This is a genomic window from Oceanobacillus senegalensis, assembly GCF_900176885.1.
In the GTDB taxonomy this organism is placed as follows: Bacteria; Bacillota; Bacilli; order Bacillales; family Amphibacillaceae; genus Oceanobacillus; species Oceanobacillus senegalensis.
This window is the reverse complement of sequence record NZ_LT839648.1, coordinates 3,874,154-3,889,955: the sequence shown is the minus strand read 5'-3', so window position 1 is coordinate 3,889,955 and position 15,802 is coordinate 3,874,154. Positions and strand designations below refer to the sequence as shown.

17 protein-coding genes are annotated in these 15,802 nt (G+C 38.5%); 1 reads left to right on the top strand and 16 read right to left on the bottom strand.

Features of this window, described 5'->3' with window-relative positions:
- Positions 1-132 precede the first annotated feature (132 nt).
- Positions 133-1,797 (bottom strand): peptide ABC transporter substrate-binding protein, encoded by a 1,665-nt coding sequence (locus CAO17_RS18655; RefSeq protein WP_085994057.1) that lies wholly within the window; start codon positions 1,795-1,797, stop codon positions 133-135.
- A 128-nt stretch (positions 1,798-1,925) separates the two neighbouring features.
- Here CAO17_RS18655 and CAO17_RS18650 point away from each other — a divergent pair, with 128 nt between their 5' ends.
- Positions 1,926-2,288 (top strand): DUF3899 domain-containing protein, encoded by a 363-nt coding sequence (locus CAO17_RS18650; protein WP_179151987.1) that lies wholly within the window; start codon positions 1,926-1,928, stop codon positions 2,286-2,288.
- A 3-nt stretch (positions 2,289-2,291) separates the two neighbouring features.
- Here CAO17_RS18650 and CAO17_RS18645 read toward each other — a convergent pair whose 3' ends face one another.
- The 15 genes from CAO17_RS18645 to CAO17_RS18580 form a co-directional block, all read right to left on the bottom strand.
- The gene (locus CAO17_RS18645) at positions 2,292-3,242 is read right to left on the bottom strand and encodes a dipeptidase (RefSeq protein ID WP_085994055.1); all 951 of its coding nucleotides are present in this window, start codon (positions 3,240-3,242) and stop codon (positions 2,292-2,294) included.
- Between the two features lie 294 nt (positions 3,243-3,536).
- Complete coding sequence (locus CAO17_RS18640; RefSeq protein WP_085994054.1) at positions 3,537-4,109, bottom strand: NADPH-dependent FMN reductase; 573 nt, start codon at positions 4,107-4,109, stop codon at positions 3,537-3,539.
- Between the two features lie 247 nt (positions 4,110-4,356).
- Entirely contained in the window at positions 4,357-5,688 is a 1,332-nt protein-coding gene (murA, locus tag CAO17_RS18635; RefSeq protein WP_085994053.1) for a UDP-N-acetylglucosamine 1-carboxyvinyltransferase, read from the bottom strand.
- A 34-nt stretch (positions 5,689-5,722) separates the two neighbouring features.
- Positions 5,723-6,433, bottom strand: a complete 711-nt coding sequence (locus CAO17_RS18630; RefSeq protein ID WP_179151986.1) for a YwmB family TATA-box binding protein — start codon at positions 6,431-6,433, stop codon at positions 5,723-5,725.
- 132 nt (positions 6,434-6,565) lie between these two features.
- Entirely contained in the window at positions 6,566-6,796 is a 231-nt protein-coding gene (locus CAO17_RS18625) for a DUF1146 family protein (RefSeq protein ID WP_085994051.1), read from the bottom strand.
- A gap of 817 nt (positions 6,797-7,613) precedes the next feature.
- The gene (locus CAO17_RS18620) at positions 7,614-8,012 is read right to left on the bottom strand and encodes a F0F1 ATP synthase subunit epsilon (protein WP_085994050.1); all 399 of its coding nucleotides are present in this window, start codon (positions 8,010-8,012) and stop codon (positions 7,614-7,616) included.
- A gap of 393 nt (positions 8,013-8,405) precedes the next feature.
- Complete coding sequence (atpD, locus tag CAO17_RS18615; RefSeq protein WP_085994049.1) at positions 8,406-9,833, bottom strand: F0F1 ATP synthase subunit beta; 1,428 nt, start codon at positions 9,831-9,833, stop codon at positions 8,406-8,408.
- A gap of 35 nt (positions 9,834-9,868) precedes the next feature.
- Positions 9,869-10,729 carry an ATP synthase F1 subunit gamma gene (gene atpG, locus CAO17_RS18610; RefSeq protein ID WP_085994048.1) on the bottom strand — a complete coding sequence of 287 codons (861 nt, stop codon included), beginning with the start codon at positions 10,727-10,729 and terminating at the stop codon, positions 9,869-9,871.
- A gap of 1 nt (position 10,730) precedes the next feature.
- Positions 10,731-10,856, bottom strand: coding sequence for a hypothetical protein (locus CAO17_RS21980; protein ID WP_281252950.1), 126 nt, complete (start codon positions 10,854-10,856; stop codon positions 10,731-10,733).
- A 37-nt stretch (positions 10,857-10,893) separates the two neighbouring features.
- On the bottom strand, positions 10,894-12,408 hold the full coding sequence (gene atpA, locus CAO17_RS18605; RefSeq protein ID WP_085994047.1) for a F0F1 ATP synthase subunit alpha: 1,515 nt from the start codon (positions 12,406-12,408) through the stop codon (positions 10,894-10,896).
- A gap of 18 nt (positions 12,409-12,426) precedes the next feature.
- Complete coding sequence (locus tag CAO17_RS18600) at positions 12,427-12,972, bottom strand: F0F1 ATP synthase subunit delta (protein ID WP_085994046.1); 546 nt, start codon at positions 12,970-12,972, stop codon at positions 12,427-12,429.
- On the bottom strand, positions 12,969-13,457 hold the full coding sequence (gene atpF, locus CAO17_RS18595) for a F0F1 ATP synthase subunit B (protein ID WP_085994575.1): 489 nt from the start codon (positions 13,455-13,457) through the stop codon (positions 12,969-12,971). Before atpF ends, CAO17_RS18600 begins: the two co-directional genes overlap by 4 nt.
- Before the next feature lie 193 nt (positions 13,458-13,650).
- Complete coding sequence (gene atpE, locus CAO17_RS18590) at positions 13,651-13,857, bottom strand: F0F1 ATP synthase subunit C (protein WP_085994045.1); 207 nt, start codon at positions 13,855-13,857, stop codon at positions 13,651-13,653.
- 86 nt (positions 13,858-13,943) lie between these two features.
- Entirely contained in the window at positions 13,944-14,666 is a 723-nt protein-coding gene (gene atpB, locus CAO17_RS18585) for a F0F1 ATP synthase subunit A (protein WP_085994044.1), read from the bottom strand.
- Positions 14,667-14,718: 52 nt separating this feature from the next.
- Positions 14,719-15,135 carry an ATP synthase subunit I gene (locus CAO17_RS18580; protein ID WP_342744220.1) on the bottom strand — a complete coding sequence of 139 codons (417 nt, stop codon included), beginning with the start codon at positions 15,133-15,135 and terminating at the stop codon, positions 14,719-14,721.
- Between the last annotated feature and the right edge of the window lie 667 nt (positions 15,136-15,802).

Genomic DNA, 15,802 nt, shown 5'->3' with positions numbered 1-15,802 from the left:
TTACAAAAATACACGACGCGCACCAAATAATGTGGCATAACCTTTCAACCGCCTATTAAAAATAGGCTCATCTTACAGAATAATAGACAGAAAAGAGGATACTCCCCCCAAGCACCCTCTTTTCTCATCTACTTATTCAACCGTTATCCACTTATATTCAAATTCTGGTGCTGACGGATGTTGAATAAGTCCTTTAATAGTTGGACGTAATAGCACGGCTTCCGCATCTTGGAACAATGGTGCAATATGCATGTCTTCCATAAGTAGTTTTTCGGCTTCTAATAGCATGTCATATCTAGCAGCGGCATCTGGTTCTATTTGCGCCTGATTAACTAGCTTATCGTATTCAGGATCAGAGTAGTCCATTCGGTTTGCAGGACCATCTGTCACCCACATATCGATGTATGTCATTGGGTCACCATAGTCTGGTCCCCAGGTAGAAATAACCATGTCATATTCCACTGCTTTTTCTTGTTCTAGACGAGCAGAGAATGGAACTGTTTTAATGTCTACTGCTAAACCAGCAAGATTGGTTTCCAGCTGATTCTTAATGAATTCTGCCGCTTTTTGATGTGCTTCATCATCCGATACCGTTAATGTAAACTCGATTGAATCGGTACCTAATTCAGATAAACCTTCTTCCCAAAGCGCTTGCGACTCTTCCACACTGCCTTGGTTAAATGGCCCATTTAACTCTCTAAAATCTTCCCCATCTTCTGTGAAGGAAAACTTCGATGGTATTAAAGAATAAAGCGGGATAGAACCATTATTTAAAATCGTATCGGTTAATCCTTGCTTATTAATGGCCATGTCAATCGCTTTGCGGATATTGGCATTTTGGAAATGCTCTAAATTATGATTAAAGCGCATAAATACAATTCGTGGTAATTCTGTTATGTGAAACGCCTCATTATCTTTATACTGGTCGACATAGGAAGAGGATAATAGGAGACGGTCCACTTCATCTGTTTCCCATAGGTTTACAGCAGTAGACGTTTCTTTTACAACATTGACATTAATTTGTTCGGTTTGGACAGCGTCCGCATCCCAATAATTTTCATTTTTCTTATACGTCCATCCTTGGTCATGCTTCCAATCTGCAAGTACATATGGTCCATTAAATACAATGGAATCCGCTTCTGTACCATAACGTTCTCCTTGTTCCTCCACAACCGCTTGATTTACTGGGAAGAACGCCGGGAATGTCATTAATTGTTTTAATAACGCATTTGGATTTGCCAAGGTTACTTCTAATGTTTTATCATCAATCGCTTTCACACCTAGCTCATCTGGTTCTTTTTCTCCATTTAAGATTTCGGTTGCATTTAGAATACTAGCCGTTTCAAACATCACGTTGTAGTGACCGACTTCTTCAAAAACACGCTTCCAAGCATACTCAAAGTCATGTGCTGTTACTGGATCCCCATTACTCCACTGTGCGTCACGGATTGTAAAGGTATGTACTAATCCATCTTCACTAACCTGGTGATCCTCTGCCATCGCTAACTGTGGTTGATGGTTTTCATCTCCTCGATATAGTCCTTCCTTCACATTGTTCAGCACCGTAAATGCTACCCCATCATGTGCTTGCGCTGTATCAATGGTCGGAATTTCAGAATCCTCTACAAAAGTGATGACCCCATCTCCACTAGCTGCGTCTTCTGTCCCCTCTTGTGATTCTGTTTCTGATGGAGAATCATCAGCCCCTGAATCTGTTGATGACTCGTCATCAAAATTACATGCAGACAATACGAATAAAAATGCAGCCAGCAACAAAAATACTAGATACTTTCTCAAATTATTTCCCCCTTTACAATATTCTGAATTTATAACAAAAATATTACCATATATTAACGAAAAATACTAGACTAATCTTAATACTCTTACTATAATTAGTAGTAACATTTCATAGAGAGGTGCTCGCATTGTACATCATTAGTCTTACCATCATCGGAATAACCGTACTGATTTCGTATATTTCCACTTCTTTACTCGGAAATCGTAGTTTAATAGATTTTATTGATACGTTATTTCTACTATCCTTAATCATAAGTGTTGTCGGAGGCATCCTATTCATCATTCAGACGGGATTTTTTAATACCTTTATTAAAACCTTTCGATACTTCTTTAGGAGAATGAATAAGACGGAGGATGTCATCCAACAAATTGAAAAAAAGGATCCAGACCGCCCTATTCATTCGATTCACATTCCAATTAGCTATCCCATATTACTATCAGGACTATTTCTTTTTGTCGTATCCATGGTGGTTTCCTTTATCATAGCCTAGTAATTACTTCGGACGTTTATCTAGAAAGTTTTGATAAGCGAATCCTCTTACTTCCTCTTCCGAAAACTTAGTTAATAGCTCATTAATCAGGTTTTGATATTGTGCGGCATTTTCCAAGTTGGTGACAAACGTGGAAATTCCATCAAAGTCCGAACCAAATCCGATATTTTTCACACCACCCAATGAGCTAATATGTTCGATGTGACGGACTAAATCCGTAATCGTCGCTGTTTCACTGTCTTCACGAATAAATGGCGGATTAAAGACAACATGAATGATTCCATTTTTTTCAATCATTTTCTCTATCTGGTCATCGTAAAGGTTTCTTGGGTGGTCACATATCGCTCGTGCATTGGAATGGCTGGCAATCGGATAATCTGCAAGCTCCAGCATATCCCAAAAACCCTTTACTGTAGAATGAGCAACATCTGTATAGACACGATGCTCATTATTAAGCTTCACGACTTCCTTCCCTAAAAGAGTGAGGCCACCACCACGTGGTTCCCCAGCCCCATCTGCACAAAGATTTGCATTATTCCAAGTTAATCCAATGGAAAGCACACCTAAACGATAAAGATGACGTAATTTAACCAGATCATTACCAAATGCATCCGCGCCTTCTAGTGTTAGTACAGCACCTATTTCCCCATCCTTTAAGTCATCGATATCTTCCCATTTTTTAATATGCTTTACCTCAGGATTTTTATCTATTATCTCTGTGTAGAATAAATTCACTTGTTCCAAGGCATGCTGCCATTTCTCATCGAATGGAACTTCTGGTTCAATAAAAATGGCAAAAAATTGAACCTTCACCCCACCTGTTTTCAAACGGATCAGGTTTGTATCAATTTCCTCAGAGGTACGATAATCCAACGGCTCCATCCCAAAAAAAGTACCCCGTTTCCGTAGCTGTAATTTTAATAACGCGTCACAATGCGTATCCATAATTTTCATCATTCATTTCTCCTTTATCTCTATCATTATTTTCATCCTAACCATTTTATATCGGAAATAGATTCGTATGCATCATTCATCCTATCTAATCCGTTCTAAGGGCATCGCATGAAAACCCTTTCATTTGTGGAGACGTTTTGAAGTGATTAGCAATTAACGCACACATTTTATTTTTAGTAATTTTCAATTATTTTATCATACCTTATTGCAAAATGGAAATATTTATAGAGAATGTTGCAAAATAAAAACAGGCAATAGCTGAATCTAATCAATCTATTGCCTGCTTATCATTACTTATGCATTTACTGTTTCTAACGTATTCACTTTGTTATAAAATTCAACAAAGTTATTCACTACTGTATCGAGGAATTCGATTGTTCCCTGATCTGTAATTTCCCCGTCTTCATTAATTTTATCTTGTACACTACCAATATACACTTCATTATTTGGTAGAAGGATTGGTGATAATGCCGGATTAGATAAAATTTCTCTTAAATGTAGTTGAGCACGAACCGTACCATGCATACTAATAGAAGATCCTACAATAAACCCTGGTTTATTTTTAAGTGTGAAATCTCCACCTCTTGATAACCAATCAATCGCATTTTTTAATGTTCCGGTGATGGATGAATTGTATTCCGCTACAGCAAACAATACAGCATCCGAATCTTTCACTTCATCTTTAAATTTCTGTGCATTTTCCGGTGGATTCTCTTCAATATCAACAGAAAAGTTTTCTACATCATTGATGGACACGGGAGTAATATCTAATTTATCTGCATAACGTTTTTGCATGAAGTCAACTACTTTAGCATTATAAGAAGTAGTGCTTGTGCTTCCGATAATTGCTTTTACTTTAATTGCCATATCAATAACCTCTCTTTTTTATGTAATTTTGGTTAATAATATTAACCTAGTAGATATATTACTATATCCAAAAATAATTACAATTAATATGCTTGGTATTTTTTAATAACTAGCTTACTTTTTTGGTAATAGACGATTGCCCATTTTATCTACCAAGCTACTACCATAGATACTCCATTCATCGAATACAAAAAAAACACATGGACTTTTCTTAAAAAATCCATGCGTTTTTTTTCGTATATTCATTCTAGGATAATCTAGCTACAATTCGTTTTTTCTCATGATCAATTTCAACCATTACATCTTTATCCGATACACGTTCAATATCTGCACCTAATGAAGCCAATTTACTAGTTAGGTCTACATATCCTCGATCGAGATGCTTCAGTTCTGTAACTCTTGTGTATCCTTTTGCCGTTAAACCAGCCAAAATAAGTGCTGCTGCTGCTCGTAAATCGGTTGCCGCAACTTCTGCACCCTGTAACTTAGTAGGCCCTTCAATAATAACACTGCGTCCTTCTATCTTCATTTTCGCACCCATACGTCTAAATTCTTCCACGTGCATAAAGCGGTTTTCAAAGACAGTTTCTGTGATAACGCTTGTGCCCTGTGCTTGAAGCATTAATGCCATGATTTGTGATTGCATATCTGTCGGAAATCCTGGGTATGGTAATGTTTTTACATCTGTCGCTTTTAATTCATTCGGCTTCGGACCAATTACGCGTATACCTCCTCGGGATTCCTCCAAGACTTTTACATTCATTTCTTCCAGCTTGGCAATCACGGATCGTAAATGGTCTACTTCTGCATTTTCAATGAGAATATTACCACCTGTAATAGCAGCAGCAACCATAAATGTACCTGCTTCAATTCGATCCGGGATAATTGGGTGATCGGCACCGCGTAATTTATTCACACCTTTAATACGAATGGTTTCCGTTCCTGCACCGACAATTTTTGCGCCCATTTTATTTAGGTAATTTGCCAAATCAACTATTTCTGGTTCTTTGGCACAATTTTCAATGACTGTTTTCCCTTCAGCTAAGGCTGCAGCCATCATGATATTTTCCGTTGCACCAACACTTGGCATATCTAAATAAATTTTCGCCCCTTTAAGGCGTCCATCTACTTTCGCTTCAACAAAACCGTTACCAACGTGTATATCCGCCCCCATTGCTTCAAATCCCTTTAAATGTAAATCAATAGGGCGAGAACCAATCGCACAACCACCAGGCATGGCAACTTTCGCATGACCATAGCGGGCCAACAATGGTCCCAACACTAATACAGAAGCACGCATTTTTCGAACATACTCAAATGGTGCCTCTGTCTTCAAATCATTGGAAGCATCGATTACTACTGTATTATTTTCAGAATCAAATTCGACATCTACATTCATATTTCTTAATACTTCATTAATTGTATATACATCAGCTAGGACAGGAACTTCAGTAATTGTACTCTTGCCTTCACTCGCAATCAAGCTTGCAGCAATAACCGGAAGTACCGCATTCTTGGCACCCTCTACCCTTACGGTGCCATTCAGTTGGTGTCCGCCTCTTACGATGATTTTTTCCATGTTACAAATCTCCTTCAGATCCATTTTCACTATATTAATATTCATGTATAAGGATAGGTGTTCCTAACGTCAACTCTGGTAGTTCGTTATCTATCTGGGTTATTGCGACTTGAACGTTAATTTGTTTGTTTTCAATCGTGATTTTTTCCTTCCACCTTGGTGTATACCCATAAATATACGTATTACGCACAGAATTCGAAGCGGTATCTACCTGTTTATCCGTTTGTTGTATATTCAAAAAATCTCTCAAATCTCGTTCAAACTCACCTTCAATTATTATACCACTCGGCTCTGTATTAATCCATGAGAATACCCGTTTACTATTTGTAAATAAATTGTCTGTAATAGAGTTCATCTTTTCTACATAATTTCTATGTATCGACCTATTCCAGTCTTGTCCCTCCATTACAACTGTTAACTCAGGGTACCCAATATTTTTCTTAGGTAAATTCACATTATATAATACGTTTATGCCATCATTTTTCTGAGTGTCTCTAAATTGATATTTTATAATATTTTCATCTTCTGTCCTAGTGACTTTATAACCATTTTTAAGCTCGTTCAAAATATCATTTATTGCCGAAGGAGTCTTCTTTTCTTTTACTAAAACTTTCCACTCTTCTAACACCAAATCTTGCTCTACCACAAATGTAGCCATTTCTTCTAGTTCATCGTTCTCTATCCCTTGTACGGTTCCATTAATCGTGAATAGTAATAATAGTGAAATAAAGATGATTCGTAACATAATAATATCCCCCTGTCCTATACTAGTCACAGTATGAACAAGGGGAGTCATCATTATACTTATATAATCATAGATTTATAGATTTCATAATTGGATGATAGAGTTACAGTTGACCATCCACGTTATTCCTTCTTAGAAAAGGTATATTATATCATTTGACCACTGTATAATATCTAAGAAAAATCTACTTACTCCTGCACCGATGACTATGGAAATAAAGAATAATAAAATTCTTGCCTCCGTTATCTTCCCTTTTCTAATAATTGGATCAATATTAATTGAAATTAATACCTTCCAAGTAATATAGATAAATAAAAAATGCGAGAACATACTAATTAATGCCCATTGGCCAATTGATATCATTAAAACCACCTTATCTTCTTCTGTATATATTTCGTAACCCTTCCATGTCTATATGCTACTTTGCCACGAACCATAAGAAATGTCAAAGTATCAATTATACATGATAACATGTCGACACATAGGAAAAAATGATAGAGTGATAACTGTATTTTGTGTAAATTTATACCATAATGTCTGAATATCACCGAATTTCCCGGGAAATATCGAAAATAGATGAATGAATGAGGAATTGGGCAGTTATCGGGGGTTGAGGAAGGTTTCTTAATAGACCATTGTATGAGGGTTTCTCTTTTTATGAAGAGAATGAGTTATAAGCTTATAGATTGGAAATATCGGGGGTTGATTCTGGTTTATTGGTGGTCCCTCCAGTTTATCGGCGCTAATCCTAGTTTATCAGCCTTCCTTACGATTTATCGGCGATTATCCTAATTTATCAGCATTCAATACGATTTATCGGCGATTATCCTAGCTTATCAGCTTTCCTTACGATTTATCGGCGGGTATTCTCTTTTATCAGCTCTCCATACAGTTTATCGGCGCCAATCCTAATTTATCAGCTCTCAATACAATTTATCGGCGCTAATCCTAGCTTATCAGCTTTCCTTACGATTTATCGGCGGTAATCCTAATTTATCAGCGTTCCATACAATTTATCGGCGCTAATCCTAATTTATCAGCATTCAATACAATTTATCGGCGCTAATCCTAGTTTATCAGCGGCCCTTCCCACTTATCAGTTTTTCTACATTCATCGTCTTTTCCTAACAAAAAAAGACCTCCTATAACATATTGTCATAAGAGATCTTTTATCGAAATATTAATGATTTACAACATCTAAACGATTTATTGCTCGTTGGAGTGCTAATTCAGCCCGTACGCGGTCGACATTATCCTGTTTTGATTGAAGGCGGCGTTCTGCTCGTTCTTTTGCTTCTCTTGCACGTTGTTCATCAATATCTTCAGGCTTTTCAGCTGATTGTGCAAGAATAGAAACTTTGTTCGAGCTAACTTCCATAATACCTCCATTTACAGCTAATTGCTGCTCATCACTGCCTTTTTTCAATCGAACAGCAGCAATGGATAATGGAGCAACGAGTGGGATGTGGTTTGGCATGATACCAATTTCTCCACTTTCTGCTCGGGCAATAACCATTTCGACCTCGTCTTCCAAAACGGGACCATTAGGAGTAACAACACTCACAGTTAGTGTTTTCAATGTAACCCCTCCTAAAATATGAGAAAGGGAAAGGATAAAGATAAACCATTATCCCACAAGTTCCCCTTAAAATTCTATCTAGCTTTAGCAGCCTTCACGTCATATGTACGCTAAACGGATGCTTTCGCTTTTCTTATTGTCTAGCTACAGCATCCAGCGACTAGCGAGGCTTCCCTCACCTCCGTACGATAAGTCAACATCGACTCTCTGACTTAAGGAAGGCCGACTAAGTTCGGGCTTTGCGCCCAACGTCGGCATACCCCTATGAAGGGGCATGTTTCCTTTATCCATGGTAAGGAATGTTCGGTTAGATTCGCCACCTTGCGTGGCAACACCGAACCACCTATGGCCAGGCGCAGCACGTACGTCGCTAAACGGATGCTTTCGCTTTTCTTATTGCAGTTGTTCGGCTTTTTCTACTACTTCTTCGATACGGCCTACGAGACGGAATGCATCTTCCGGTAGGTCATCGTATTTACCATCTAGGATTTCTCTAAATCCTTTCACAGTTTCAGCTACTGGTACATAGGAACCTGGTTGTCCAGTGAACTGTTCTGCTACGTGGAAGTTTTGAGATAAGAAGAATTGGATACGACGTGCACGAGCAACGACTAGCTTGTCTTCGTCACCTAATTCATCCATACCTAAGATAGCAATAATATCTTGTAATTCTTTATAGCGTTGAAGTGTTTGTTGTACTTCCGTTGCTACTTGATAGTGCTCTTCCCCTACGATTTCTGGGTCAAGTGCACGTGATGTTGATTCAAGTGGATCCACCGCAGGGTAGATACCTTGCTCTGATAGTTTACGATCTAAGTTAGTTGTTGCATCCAAGTGCGCGAATGTTGTCGCTGGTGCTGGGTCAGTGTAGTCATCGGCAGGTACATAGATAGCCTGGATGGAAGTAACGGACCCTTTATCCGTAGATGTAATTCGCTCCTGTAGGGCACCCATTTCTGTTGCTAGTGTTGGTTGGTAACCAACCGCAGATGGCATACGTCCAAGTAGGGCGGATACCTCTGAACCAGCCTGTGTAAAACGGAAAATGTTATCGATGAATAGAAGCACGTCTTGCCCTTGTTCATCACGGAAATGTTCAGCCATTGTCAAACCAGTTAATGCAACACGCATACGTGCTCCAGGTGGCTCGTTCATTTGTCCAAATACCATGGCCGTTTTTGCAATAACGCCAGAATCTTTCATTTCATAATAAAGGTCATTACCTTCACGTGTACGTTCACCAACACCTGCGAAAACGGAAATACCACCGTGTTCTTGTGCGATGTTGTTGATTAATTCCTGGATAAGTACGGTTTTACCAACACCCGCACCACCGAATAGACCAATCTTACCACCTTTAATATATGGAGCCAATAAGTCTACTACCTTAATACCTGTTTCCAAAATTTCTGTTTCTGTTGATAGGTTTTCAAATTTTGGTGGTTCACGGTGAATTGGATCTCTGCGTACATCAGAAGATATTTCGTCATCTAAGTCAATCTTGTCACCTAGTACGTTAAAAACGCGTCCTAATGTTGCTTCACCAACTGGAACAGAGATAGGCTGTCCTTTACTAGTTACTTCTGCTCCACGTTTTAAACCGTCTGTTGATGACATAGCGATGGTACGAACAACATTGTCACCCAATTGAAGAGCAACTTCTAATGTGAGTACCGTATCTGAATTACTATCCGTATTTTTTGTATTATCATCTACACCAATGTTTACAGTAAGGGCATCATAAATTTCTGGAAGTTGGCCGTCATCAAATTTTACGTCAACAACCGGACCCATTACCTGTGTCACATGTCCTTTGCTCAAAAGAATTCCCTCCTAGCTTTAGATGGCTTCACATTCTACTCAAGCGCTGCTGCCCCACCGACAATTTCTGAAATTTCTTGTGTGATTTGGGCTTGACGTGCACGGTTATAAGACAACGTTAAGTCACCAATTAGATCATTAGCATTATCCGTCGCATTACGCATTGCCGTCATACTTGCAGCGTGCTCACTCGCCTTACCATCTAGTAATGCACCGAAAATTAAGCTTTCCGCATATAATGGTAAAAGTACCTTCAAAATATCTTCTTGACTTGGTTCATATTCATATTGACCGGTTACACTACCATGTTCATGCATATCCTCAATTGGCAACAATTTATTCAATGTTGGTACTTGTGATATGGCACTTACATAGTGGTTATATACGATGTATAACTCATCAATTTCTTCATCTGTAAACATTTGTACCGTTGATTTAGCTATATCTTTAATATCAGCAAATTGTGGATGGTCTGCAACTCCGATAATACTGTTTGAAACAGGGATATTACGTTTCCTACAATAATCATATCCTTTACGTCCAAGGACAACCACTGTATATTCATCAGGAGATTGATGACGTTCTTGGATTGTGTTTTGTAATAACTTCAACACGTGACTATTGTATCCACCTACTAACCCACGGTCTGAAGTAATAACAAGATACCCTGTTTTCTTTACCTCTCGCGTCTCTAGCATAGGATGAGATGCATCTGTACTACCGTTTGCAATGTTAGCAACGACCGCTTGCATTTTCTCACTATAAGGAACATAGCCTTTTGCATTTTGCTCTGCTTTGCTCATTTTAGAAGCCGATACAAGCTCCATTGCACCAGTAATTTGCTTTGTTTTCTTCGTTGAGTCAATTCGTTTTTTAATGTCTCTTAGTGATGCCAATTCATTTCACCACGCTTTCATACCAGAGGATAGATGTCTGAAATCGATTAACGATATAACGTTCAGCATCTTCATTCTCTATTAGAAGTTCGTCTATTTTCAAAGATTCACGTCTTACATTTATCAAGCTCTGAGCCCCTATAAACAGGGGCTTTCACTTTTCATTATTTATTATCAGAAGTTAAGAATGTTTTCTTGAATGATTCGATTGCTTCGTTCATATCTTCTGCTTCTGGAAGTTGTCCAGTTTCGCGAATAGAAGCTAATAACTCCGCACGATTGGAATCTAACCAAGAATTCATTTCTGCTTCAAAGCGTGTAATATCCTCTACTGGAATATCGTCAAGGAAGCCTTTCGTTAGGGCATAAATAATCATTACTTGTTTTTCAACAGCTAATGGTTTATGCAATCCTTGTTTTAGTACTTCTACTGTACGTTCCCCACGATTTAGCTTAGCTTGTGTTGCTTTATCCAGGTCAGAACCGAACTGACTGAATGCCTCTAGCTCACGGTATGATGCAAGGTCTAGACGCAATGTACCAGCAACTTTCTTCATGGCTTTAATTTGTGCGGAACCACCAACACGAGATACGGATAAACCAGCGTTAATAGCTGGACGTACACCTGAGAAGAATAAATCAGATTGTAAGAAAATTTGTCCGTCTGTGATGGAAATAACGTTTGTTGGGATATAGGCTGAAATATCCCCTGCTTGTGTTTCAACAAATGGTAATGCCGTTAGTGAACCGCCACCTTTTGCGTCACTAAGCTTCGCAGCACGCTCTAGTAAGCGTGAGTGCAAGTAGAATACATCCCCTGGGAATGCTTCACGACCTGGTGGACGACGAAGTAGCAAGGAAAGTTCACGATATGCAACCGCTTGTTTCGATAAGTCATCATAAACAACTAAAACGTGTTTTCCGTTGTGCATGAATTCCTCACCCATTGCAACCCCAGCATATGGAGCAAGGTATTGTAATGGAGCAGGATCAGATGCACCCGCACTAACAACGATGGTATAATCTAATGCACCGTAACGACGGAATGTTTCAACCGTACCACGTACTGTTGATTCCTTTTGCCCGATAGCAACATAAATACAAACCATATCCTGATCTTTTTGGTTAATGATTGTATCGACAGCTAGCGTTGTTTTACCAGTTTGACGGTCTCCGATGATCAACTCACGCTGACCACGTCCGATTGGTACAAGCGCGTCAATTGCTTTAATACCAGTTTGAAGAGGTTCATCAACCGATTTACGATCCATAACCCCTGGTGCAGGAGATTCAATTGGACGTGTTTTTGAAGTTTCAATTGGACCCTTTCCATCGATTGGTTGTCCAAGTGGGTTCACCACTCGTCCTAATAAATTGTCTCCTACTGGTACTTGCATGATTCGACCTGTGCGGCGAACTTCATCGCCCTCTTTGATTTCTGTATATGGACCTAAAATAACGATACCAATGTTACTTTCTTCAAGGTTTTGTGCCAATCCCATGACACCGTTGGAAAACTCAAGTAGCTCACCAGCCATTGCATTGTCAAGGCCATGCGCACGTGCGATACCGTCCCCAACTTCAATAACTGTTCCAACGTCACTAACTTCGATGTCAGCATCATAGTTAGCAATTTGCTGTTTAATTAGTGAGCTGATTTCTTCAGCTTTAATGCTCATACCATTTCACCCCTATCATCATATGTTCGCAGTTCCAATATTCCGTTCGAAACGTCTTAACTTGCCACTAATAGAACCATCATAAATGGTATTACCTACGCGGATTTTAATCCCACCAACTAGGGTTGGGTCAACGATATTTCGAATCCGAATTTCTTCTTTGTTTAAACGTTTTACGAAAGACTCTTTTATTTTTAGTTTTTCGTCGTCTGATAATTCGCGTACAGAATAGACAGTTGCTTCTGCTATTCCCTTCGCATCATGTACCAATTGGTTAAGTTGATCAATAATGGACGGAATATTTACAGTATGATGACGTTCAACCAACAATTTTACTGTGTTAACAACATCTTTCTGAAATCCTTTGAAGGCCTTATCAATCAGTTCCTTCTTCTTTGCATTATTAATCGCAGGATGCGTTAGGAATTTGATTAGCGGTTCATTTGTTTGAAAAATATGTTGTACCACATTAAATTCTTCAACAAATTTATCTAAGGTAAGTTTTTCTTGTCCGAGTTCGAAAAGAGCCTCTGCATAACGTTTAGCTACTACCGCTTCACTCATCGCTCTTCTCCTACCTCTTTAAGATAATCATCAATCAATTTCTCTTGATCTTGTTCATTAATTTCTTTTTCAATTACCTTCGAAGCAATCATAACAGATAAGGAAGCAACTTGTTCTTGTAGTGCTTGCAATGCTTGTTCTTTTTCGTTTTGGATATCTTTTTGCGCTTGTTCTTTGATACGATCCGCTTCTTTTCGAGCTGTTTCGATAATATCCTTTTCTTGCTTCTCTCCAGCATTTTTAGCATCTTCGAACATTTTCTGTGCTTCTTGCTTCACTTGACTCAATTCAGCTTGAGCTTTTTTCGCTGCTTCTTCCGCTTCTTTACGGCTTTTCTCAGCTTCTTCTATTTCATTTGCAACGTATTCTTCACGCTTTTGCATCATGTTCATTACTGGACCCCAAGCAAATTTCCTGAGGAGTAAGAGTAATACAATAAAGAAGAATAATTGCATTAACATATCTCCAACATGCAGACCACCCATTGCTGCATAAACAAACGTATTGTGCACAGAATTCACTCCTTTCACTTCTAACAGTGAATATTAACGAGAATCTATCAATTTTTAACGTGTATCTATGTAATTTTCCCTCATTACATGGATATGAAAACAACGGCGAAGGTCCTTTACGAAAGAATTATCTTCGCCATTTAATTAGTTACAGTCATCTATTCAGTTACATTACCATTAACGCAATAACTACCGCGATAATAGGCATTGCCTCTACTAGACCTACCCCAATAAACATGGTAGTTTGTAATTGACCTCTAAGTTCAGGTTGACGAGCAATCCCTTCTACTGTACGACTAACGATTAAACCATTACCTACACCAGCACCTAGTGCCGCTAAACCTACTGCAATTGCTGCTGCTAAAGCTCCCATAATATAAAATCCTCCTCATTAATTTATAAAAATTTTTATAATTCCAATTTTAACAGTTTACTATTAAAACTGGTTGAGTCAACATCTTAATGTTCCTCACTAACCTTATGTGAAATATAAACCATAGCAAGCATTGTAAAGATAAATGCCTGGATACCACCTATAAACACACTAAATCCTTGCCATGCTAGGAAAGGTATTGCTCCTCCTAAGAATCCAAGAACACTAGAAGTAGTTAATCCTACCAATAGCGTAAGTAGTACTTCCCCGGCATAGATATTACCGAAAAGACGTAAACCAAGTGTTAACGTGTTGGAAAATTCCTCTACCAGTTTAATTGGGAATAATGGCCACATCGGGGTGAAATAATCCTTCACATATGCTTTTGTACCACGTAATTTAATCCCATAAAAGTGACTTAGCAAAATAACCATCATGGATAGTGTCAATGTTATACCAGGGTCTGCTGTTGGTGATTTCCACCATAGGTTAGTACCGACAACCCCATTGGTTATAACGCCTAGCATATTTCCTACTAAAATATAAGAAAACAATGTGATTGCTAGTGGGAGAAATAGCTTACCTGTCTTCCAATCCATGGTGTCATTAACTATCCCCTTAATAAAATCGAGAACCCATTCCATGACATTTTGTGCGCCAGTTGGTTTCATTTGTAACCTTCTAGCACCAAGTACACTAATTACAAAAACGATTAAAGATGTTACAGCTATCATGAAGACATTGGCCAAGTTAAAATCTAACCAAGAAATCCCAAATACATCTTCAACTATTGGAGCTGTATGATCCAAATCTATCACCTCTTTTCATTCTTTTTAGAAAATCTTCCATTCCATAGACTACCTACGAATTATTTGGATTCTTCTTATGCTGGATAATAACTATAAGTATGTCAAATAGAATAATTAAATAAGAAGATAGAATTCCGATGGCAACAGCCATGATATGGAAGATTTCTTGGAATCGGAGTGCAAGCAAAATCCCTATTGCCGCGGCGGCCAGTCTTGAAATCACACCTAAGCCTCCACGCGCTGTCCCCTGCTCAGCTACGGATTTGCCGAAAGTATTGGTCTTTTGCTGTAATAGCCATAAATTGTAGAAGCTTATGACCGTCCCTAAAATCAGGCCATAAAAGATACGGGTATACGGCGTAAAACCTGCTCCTAGCACTAATAATGCTAGAAGGTAGAGCATCCACTTACGTTGTCGATTTACCATATTTTCATATTCTTGCATGATTACTCTCCGTTTCTTCTGCAAAGCCCTCCAAAAAAGCTTAAAAAATGACTAGCTCATTTGACATCATAACCGCTTCTTCAACATAATACTATACTAGCAAATTCCCATTTCGTTAAGAGGAAAGTATCGAGATGATTAGATGACCCTTAAAACTATGTATATATAGGTTTTCACTATGTTCATATTGTTTGATAATCGTGATGATTGAAAACCTTATCATCTCACACAAAGTAAGTTTACATTAGCCTGACCATCATTGTCAATCGCTTTTAGTAAGATAAATTACTTTAATTTAATGCATTAATCATCCCCTTAAATTATGTTAACTTTCCGGACTATTCCGTCTCCTTTATTGTATCACGGTTCCTACTCATAACGTCGTTAAATACCCACTTTTTTTGGAGTATTAATGACAATTTTGTGAACAGGATTTTGAAGATATTGCACTTTAAAATTGTCGTTTTATTCATGATATATTTATGGCGAATTTTGAGGCTTGTTTCGCTGTTTGGGTATGATTGTTCCTACTTGGTTTTTAGTGTTCCTCTTGGGTTATCGGCGATCCTCATGGTTTATCGGCTTTCACACTAGTTTATCGGCACTCCTCATGGTTTATCGGCTTTCCTCATGGTTTATCGGCACTCCTCGCGTTTTATCGGCTTTCCCACTAGTTTATCAGCACTCCTCG